3 protein-coding genes and 1 pseudogene are annotated in these 8944 nt (G+C 34.0%); all 4 read right to left on the bottom strand.

Annotated features, from left to right (window positions below):
• Window positions 1–218: pseudogene (locus tag CN514_RS22785) on the bottom strand (SpoVR family protein); the annotation flags it as partial.
• A gap of 236 nt (window positions 219–454) precedes the next feature.
• Window positions 455–4648, bottom strand: a complete 4194-nt coding sequence (locus tag CN514_RS22780; RefSeq protein WP_098234526.1) for a S8 family serine peptidase — start codon at window positions 4646–4648, stop codon at window positions 455–457.
• A 1208-nt stretch (window positions 4649–5856) separates the two neighbouring features.
• The gene (ltrA, locus tag CN514_RS22775) at window positions 5857–7659 is read right to left on the bottom strand and encodes a group II intron reverse transcriptase/maturase (protein WP_483295031.1); all 1803 of its coding nucleotides are present in this window, start codon (window positions 7657–7659) and stop codon (window positions 5857–5859) included.
• Between the two features lie 850 nt (window positions 7660–8509).
• A partial coding sequence (locus CN514_RS22770) for a SpoVR family protein (protein WP_141529493.1) occupies window positions 8510–8944 on the bottom strand: 435 nt, incomplete at its 5' end.

The following is an 8944-nucleotide window of genomic DNA, read 5'->3' as shown; positions in this document are numbered from 1 at the left end:
CTGCCAGATTTAACACCTAATTCTTTCATTTCTTTTGTTGGATTATTATATCGATATTCAATATCTTCAAACATTCTTAGTCCTAAATAATACGGGTTAATGCTTGTTTTTGATGGCTGAACCACTCCTGCATTAAGCTTTGCGTACTCAATTGCTTCATTTGAATCAAGATTTAGTTCACGCATTATTCTTATATGCCAATAACTTGCCCAGCCTTGTTTCTCCTAAAGATCTTCTTTTTTAAGACTTCTGATTTTTCTAGTTGAACATTGTCAAGCCATGCATCACCAGTAACCACAAATTATAATAAATAAAATACTACCAATTCCAACACAGAGCAATAACATTTTGTCATCCTTTACCGAAGACAAATTAACATAAAACTATTATTACCACTCCTATGGGGAAAATAAAAAAAGAGAAACCAATTAATTGGCCTCCCTTTCTTACTAGTTTATTTTAAACCTAATTTATTCAATACATCATCTAACGTTATACCTTTATAAGAACTTTTTGCTTTTGGTGAATCTGAAACTGTCGGATTTTGTAATCCATAATTTTTAACAACATAGTCCATATCCTTTTTATTTACAACACCATCAAAGTTCAAATCAGAACCCGATTTATTTGTGCCCCAATATGTTTCGATATTTAATGCATCTAAAATATCAATAACATTATCCTTATTTGTATCTCCAGCTGCCGCTACAGCTAAGTTGAATCCAAGTCTTCTACCAAGTGTTTCTCCTCGAACTTCATCTGAAATCACTAACGATTTAGACATTGTAAAATGACCTGGTACATCTACTTTTAGTGTATAAGGTTTTGGATCAGCATTCAGTTCATCTGCAACATAATTTCCATTTTTATTTATAAAGAAAGCATCCGCAACATTTTTGCCATCATATGAAGTAACAGTCACTTTCGCACCAATTTTTTGTTGATCTAAAGCCCAGTTCGTCTGACCTGTTTTAGGATCAATCGCCCCTTCTAATTTCATTTGACCCTCTAATCGAGAATAAGTTTGTTTTAAATTAAATGATTCCATATGAGAATAAACATTATTTTTTACTACATCTGATTGGTCAATTGATATTCCAGTAAATTGCATACTAGCCCAGTCAGCAGGGAAATCCTTCCAATAACGATTAGCTGTTACAAAGTCGAAATTAACTAATTGCATATCTTCTGGTAAAGTCTTATTTCCTAAATAATTAAATGTAATAGTATATGTTTTTACATAAGGTGTATCATCAGATGTAACAGTTACTTGAGCATCTCCATATTGCTTGACAGCATCACTTACGACGACATTTTTAATTGTTGCTAGCTCTTTATTATCTACTTTTATTACTGGAATTGTAATTTTCGCAGTTTTTAAGTTTTTCATATTATTTGAACGAAGTGAATAATTGATTGTATCTCCAGTCGAAGCTATTTGTTTATTTGCTTTTAAGTAATAATATGGATAAGTTTCAGGAACAAATGCTACCCTTAACTTTGCCGTATGATTTGATGTAAAGTTTCTCGCAGCATCATTCGCATAAAACTTTATTCTTAAAGGTGTTATACCCTTTTGTACTAGTATTTGATCTTTGTAGTTTCCATTTTTATCCGTGTTTCTTGTAGTCTCTGGCCAACCATCATTGTTATATGGAACAACTTGATTGCTAGACTGATCAATTGGAATTCCAGCACGATTTGCTTCCTCTACTTCTGGATCATTTACGTTAATATTAAAGTCATACAAAAATTGTCCTTTTGAATCAAATTGACTGTCTTTATATTCAATAACCTTTTGATCTAACGAATCAAAGCTTGAAGTCATCGTTGGTGCGCCTTTTTCATAAATGAAATCTGCTGATTTCGAGAATGTTTTCCCCTGATCATTTGTCCCGATTATTTTTAATTTATAGTGGCCTGTTTTTGCAAGAACAATTGAATCACTTATTGGATTTTTTGGATCACCTGTGAATGGAAAATAAGCACCTGAGAATCCAGATGAAATTCCGTAAACTAGGTTTTCGTCTATAAAACGTCCATCCAATGATCCAATTAAACCTACATCTTCTCCAGTTGTTGCATCTTGAACCACCACATCTATATTTTTCATATGTGATTTTAACGAGAACTTAAATGATTGTGCTACTAATGCTCGATCCGGTATAGATGTATCACCTGAATACATAGGGTTTGTGATCGTAAGAGTATCAATGCCTTCATTCACTATTCTAGAACCAAATGGAATTTGATACGTTTCTGTTGGATCAGCATTATTTGTAAAGACTATATACCCTTCATACGTTCCTTTTTCGGCAGTCTTAGGAATGTTTAAATCAAATTTAATATTTTTTTGGCTATTTCCATTTAGCATAATAGAAGTTGGTCCGGTTAATGTTACACCATTTAATGCTGCATCCTTAGAACCTCTTAATCCAGCTTGGAACTGAACTTTGACATTAAATGTTTTTGTTTTTTCAGTTCTGTTTTTTAACGTAATCGTACGATTGTCAGTTATATCTTGATTATCGAACCCGAATGAACCAAAGCTTATTCCACCTGTTAATTCATTAATCTTTTTTAGTTTTCCTTTTTCATTAAGCGTCGGAGTTTGATCAACCACTTGTAATTCGACATTTGAGTGTATCGCTTCATATGCATCAACTCGTCCGCTTCCAATTTCAAATACACTATAAGCTTTTGACAATGGATCTGCAGTGTTCATTAAAATTGATTTAATATCTGCTGGTTGTAAATCTTTGTTCGACTGTAATAAAAGTGCAGATACACCTGCTACATAAGGTGTAGCCATTGACGTACCGGATAAGCGCTCGTATGCATATTTGTAATCTTCAGGATGCGTTCCATCTACGTTTTTATTGTTTACATAAAATGGAACAGTCGACATAATTGCAACACCTGGTGCCGTTACTTCAGGTTTAATATCATAGTTCACTCGAGATGGACCTCTTGAACTAAACGCTGCTAACTCATCACTAGCCGTTTTAATTTTTGAATAATCTCCAAACGTGAAACTTGAATTTCCTGACTTTATATTAGCTAATATTGCTAGACCATCACTATTTGATATTGTAAATGATGGCACAGCATCAATTGATTCTCCAATTAGTGCATTAATTGGTCCTTCTGCCTGGTTTGCCTCGTCGTTATACATTATTACTCCGATAGCGCCTCTTGTTTTTACATTTTTGATTTTGTCAATTAATGCATTTGTTCCGCGTTTTATGAAAGCAATTTTACCATTTAAATCTTTGCCATTAAAATCTGTTGCTGTTCGAGCTAGTCCAACATCTACAAGTTGGAATGTTTTTCCTTTTAACTGCGAAAGATCATCTGAGTAATTTCTTGCCAATTCTCTAACCGTGTAATTTTTACCATTTTGTACACCGGAGTATTGATAGGCTTCAATTGAAATTGAAGAAGCGCCTACTGTTAAAGCCAATGCAGCAGCCCCAGGAGAACCTAATGTATAATTTTTATCTCCACTATTACCAGCAGCAACAACTGTCGTTACGCCACTTAAAACGGCATTGTTAACAGCAATAGAAGTTGCATAAAGTGGATCATTTAAGGAGTTACCTAAAGACATGTTAAGTACATCCATTCCATCCTTCAATGCACGATCTAATCCAGCAATAATGGCATCAGTAGTTCCACTACCGTATGGACCTAATACTCGATAAGAGTAAATATCCGCTTCTGGTGCTGCACCTATCATTTTGTATTCACTATCCGATTTACCACGGCCACCAATAATACCTGCAACATGCGTACCGTGCTCTGTATAATATGCTGATGATCCGTTTAGTTCTGGTTTTCCTGATTTTTTCCAATCAGCATATGTAGTTTCCATCGGATCATTATCATTGTCAACGAAATCATATCCACCTTTAAATGCATCCTTTAAATCCGGGTGATTATAATCAATACCCGTATCCAAGATTCCTACCTTTATTCCTTTCCCTGTAAAGCCTTCCTCATGTAATCGGTCTAAGCCATCAAATGGGGTGTAGTTTCCAACTTTAGCCTCATCAACTTTTAATTGGCTATCTTCTTCTGCAGAAGGTGGGTCAATTGAGAATGTTTCATTGCTCCATACTTTTTTTACTGCTTTTGATTTTAAAAGATTTTTTATTTGATTAGCAGGTAGACTCATTGAAACACCGTTAAACGCATTTTTATATGAGCGATTAACCTTGTAATCTACCTTTTTATTATTCTCATCAACTAATATTTGTCCAACATCTTGATTAAACGTTTCATGATCCTGTTCAATCAATTTTGTAGCTTCATCTGAGGTTAACGTTTGCCCTTGAAGACTCGCTTCAATTTGTGCAACTTTTGCTGGCTTATTTGCAAACTCTACTATGACTGATGTTTCTTTAGTTGAAGATTGATCAATATCGGATGAAATTTGAAGGCCTGTATCTTCATTTGTTGAAAGTTGGTCTAATGCAGATCTTTGTTGTGGAGTTAAGTTTGCAAGAATCTCTTCAGCCTTAGAATAACCTGCAGCTTTTATAGTGTTCGTTGAATGCCCTAGAGAACCTAAAATAAAACTAGTTGAAAGAGTAAATACAGTCAAACTTTTAATAATTTTACGATTATTCTTTGCCTTTTCTCTCATATTCTTCCCCCATGTTACTTTATTACATTTGTAAATGTTCTGAATTAAAAGTACAATGACACGAAAAAAATTAATTATTATTTTTTCCTTTTTTATCGTACGGTTCCATTACAGATTACATATGCATTTACAATTATTAAGAATAGTGTGAATTTTGTAAATTGGGGTAATTTCAGTTGTTTATTTGATTCAAAAGACTCATGTTACCGATTAAAGATTTTGAAGTTTTGTGTCGATTATTCAATTTTTTTGGTGAACAATCACTTATCCCCTATGTAATTTGTAATAATTAACGTCCCTTTTTGTCGATTATTAAAGAGATAAATGTTATTAAATTTGGGCAAATATTCAAAAAACATTTGTGAATCTTAGGTAAATTGTAATTAAATTTGGTTCTTTAGTATCTCTAGAATTTTGGAATTTAGCAGGAAGGCCTGGCAGGATGGAAATTGATTTTCAAGGAAATATATTTTTGGTAAATCTGAATAATTAGATATGAAATCCAATTAACAGAAAAACAAACAAAACCGTCGAAGTCACACCTGCCCAGCATTCAAAAGGCAGTTGGTAGAAGATAGTAAAGCAGCTACAAAACCAATTAATATCATCTTTAAGAAATATAGGTTATCTGAAGTGAGAGTCCATTGTCTGGTTCTCAAAGATTGACCAAATCCCCCAATACAGCACCGCATATAAGCCACAATATGTAATTCGTTCTTTCCAAAAGATATGTTTTCATTTAGCTGCCCCTTTTAAATTATTTAAGGTTTTAAATATGGAAATGACTATGCAACCAAGAATTGCAGTAATTAAACTATCTTTAGTTATAAAAAGAGAAATCTTATGAAAAGTATCTTCATCTTTATAATGCTTATCGGTTAAATGACGATACGTATTAACACAAACCAAAACAATATACAGTTTAGAAAAAGTTGAAGAAAATTACTCAGAGTTATTGTGCTCACACCTTTTTAATTAAGCCTTTAGAAAATTATATATATAATGGGTATTTGTAACTTGGGGGAATTTTGCCTTTTTCATAGAATTTTAAATTGTCCTTATTCATACAGATAGGTAAGGGTTTGAAGTTATCGCTCCCTTTTCCCCCTGTTCACACCGTACGTGCGACTTTCACCGCATACGGCGTTCCAACTACTCCAATTTATTCTTTTCTATGTATTAAGCAGACGAGTGCTTTTCTTCCAATTTTAGATTGTTTGATTCTGACATTTTAGTCGTAACGAATTTACTTTTTCCAGTTGCTTACGAGTAAGTTTTAAGGATTTCAAAAGAGTTTCTATTTTATCTTTATCCTTTAGATGAAGCAGTTTATGTATAGCTTTATCTATAATAATTAGGTTTGAATAGCTATCATCCTTTGAAAGATGATAAGGATTAATGTGATGGCAATGCCATTCATTTATCCCTAAATCCACTCCTAATATGGCACATTTACCATATTGGGCAATAAATTTACTGATTCGATTGTCATTGTATTCAATTGATCGATTTGGAATGTAGTTTCTCATGATGTAAGTAAGTATATTTCTATCGATGGCTTTTAGGTTATTATGTATTTTCGCTCTACCTTCGGCAGTGAAGTTACATATCGTTTGTGTAAAACAGTGTGGTAATTTCCACCGTTGGGCATGGATAGGGACAAATACCATTTGCTGTATCTTAAATAATTTACTTTTATAACCTTTGTACCTTTTCTGTAAGGTCTTAGTCATATCATGAAAACTTGCCTCTGTTCTAATATTCTTTAGTTGATTGTATAACGTTTTGCGTAGATGATAGTTTAACTTATTTAGATTAATAGTAATTTGAGAGGCAACAGAATAATAGTTTTGGATTCCCATTACCACTGTATTAAAATTCCAGACAGTCTGAGTGCTAGGTTTTTTCTTAACCAATTTTATAGCTTCCTTTATCTTTTGGAAGACATTGGCTTTTGCCTTCCTCGACATATCAGACCTTGCTACATATGTTTTTCCTTTTCTTATGGCTTTTACTGAGAAGCCAAGAAACTCGGAAGAGTTCTTCTTTAAGTTGATAATTTTAGATTTCTCTTCACTGGTTTCAAGATGTAGTCTGTTCTTTAGGAAGTCTTTCAAAGCGTAATTCATTTTTATTGCCTGTGACCTTGTCCTACACATTATCTTAAAATCGTCCGCGTAGCGAACGATAAAGCACTCTTTCAATGTTGTTTTCTTTAATGACTTATACTTGCTGCCATTGCTTAAATAAGTATGGTTACTTCCAAACGTTTCCCATTGTTTACTTATCCACCAATCCAACTCATTTAATACAATGTTGGAAAGTAGAGGAGATAATATTCCTCCTTGTGGGGTTCCTCGTGTAGGAATACCTACACCTTCAATCTCTGCTTTTAACAGTTTAGATATAATAGAAAGAAGTGGTTTATCCCTTATGCCAAGCGACCACATTTGCTTTAGTAATTTACTATGATTAACGTTATCAAAGAAGCCCTTTATATCAACATCTATACAATGGTGGAGCCCAACTCGATTTATAAGAAACTCAAATCTAGCTTTGGCATGGTGTGTGCTACGATTCGGTCTGAACCCATAACTATGTTTATGGAATTTTGCTTCACATATTGGCTCTAAAATTTGAAGTATACATTGTTGAAAGATTCTATCCCAAATTGTTGGAATCCCTAATGGTCTGGTTTTTCCTTTTCCTTTCGGAATAAAAACACGCCTTACTGTTTGAGGCTCGTAACACATGAACATTGTTTGAACCTTTTCTATTACTTCTCTAACTGACAGGTGTATAAAATCATCAATCGTTAATTTATCTGTTCCCGCGGTTTTGCTACCTCTATTTCTTTTAATGTTTCGGTAGGCAAGTCGAATATTATCTTCAGAACACATTAATTCTGTTAAATCATAGAAGTGATGACCACTGACACTTTGGGCATAAAGTATGTCAAAACAAGTTTGCATACTGTAATATTCACTGTGTCTCAGTTTCTCCCGTTTCAATAAGTCGGTTGCTCCTTTCGAAGTTAAACCTCTTTTAGTCTCACATGAACCTTATTAATCGATAAAGAACTGCCTTACATGGTTGAATAAATCTTCATTAGTCTAGTGGCTATCCCTCCATGTGGATTAAACATTTCAATGGTACTGTGCCACCACTTTCACTGATGTAAAAACAAGTTATACAGTAACTAGTGTCATTAATGTTTTCCTTGTCAACGCTTCTTCGGGAGTAAGCCCTCCACGTTATCAGCTTACAATGTTGAATTATATCTATTATCGAATGAACTTAGGTGCTTCCTGTAAGCCTGTTAGCATTCATACGCCTGTAACGTATCATGGATTTTCATATTAGTTAGTTTTACTCGTCCACATCTAACCTCACAATTTGGTGATATACACATTTCTATGTATCGCAGATATAGACCCGTACATTCAGAAGTTCGTCAGCTTAACCTTTTTTGGTAGGTTTATTTGCATACTCACCATATTCATTCAACTCAAGCACCATGAATTACACCACTCCATCGAGTAGGCTTTCGTCAGCCAAACTGGTACGGTAATTTCTCACGCCTTTTCGCCGAGCTTATAACACGATCATTCTTACTAAATCTAATGCTATTCGACTAAGAGAGAACCCTTCAAGGCGTTACCCAATCATTTGATTCTTCGATATAATCCTTCAATTCCGAAAGGAACTGTCTAGCCTTTACCAGAGTAATGTGACCATTCTCCATTTAAACTAGAAACATTTCGCACAACTAATCTGCCATTTAGTTAAATAAGGTTCACTTACCGAAAAAGAATTCTATACTTTCTAATCCATAAAGAAAACCACCTATAAAAGGTGGTCTCAAATATACTTCCTATGAATATTCTTCCCATCATAACTAAACAACACAGACTTCCCTTCAATATTCGTCTCTAAATGAACCCCTCTACCCCACAACTGATGAATATAAGGCATTACCTTCTCAACATACTTCACATCAAGTTCCATATTTTCATAGGAATGCTTCAAATAAAGCTCCCCATTTTTTAAATAGTCACCTTCTTGAACAACAATATACGGGAATCCTCCATTTACCCTGCTAACAACTAACTGATCTCTTACATTTTCCCATGCTTTATCGGTAACTTTATATTCCTTACCTTGTCTCTGGAATAAATACATATCTTCTCGCATGACAAGATCTTTAGTTAAGTAGTTTCGAATAAATGAGCTATCAGACTCTAACTCTCGTACTTCAAACATTTTTTCTCTTCCGCTGCCAGATTTAACACCTAA

It is taken from the genome of Bacillus sp. AFS001701 (assembly GCF_002559405.1).
Lineage (GTDB): Bacteria > Bacillota > Bacilli > Bacillales > Bacillaceae_G > Gottfriedia.
Note: the sequence above shows the minus strand (reverse complement) of the source record. Positions and strands in the feature narration are given on the sequence as shown.

Bases quoted from the DNA above. Each gene is read 5' to 3' on its own strand.
- CN514_RS22780 (WP_098234526.1), bottom strand. From the start codon at position 4,648: ATGAGAGAAAAGGCAAAGAATAATCGTAAAATTATTAAAAGTTTGACT.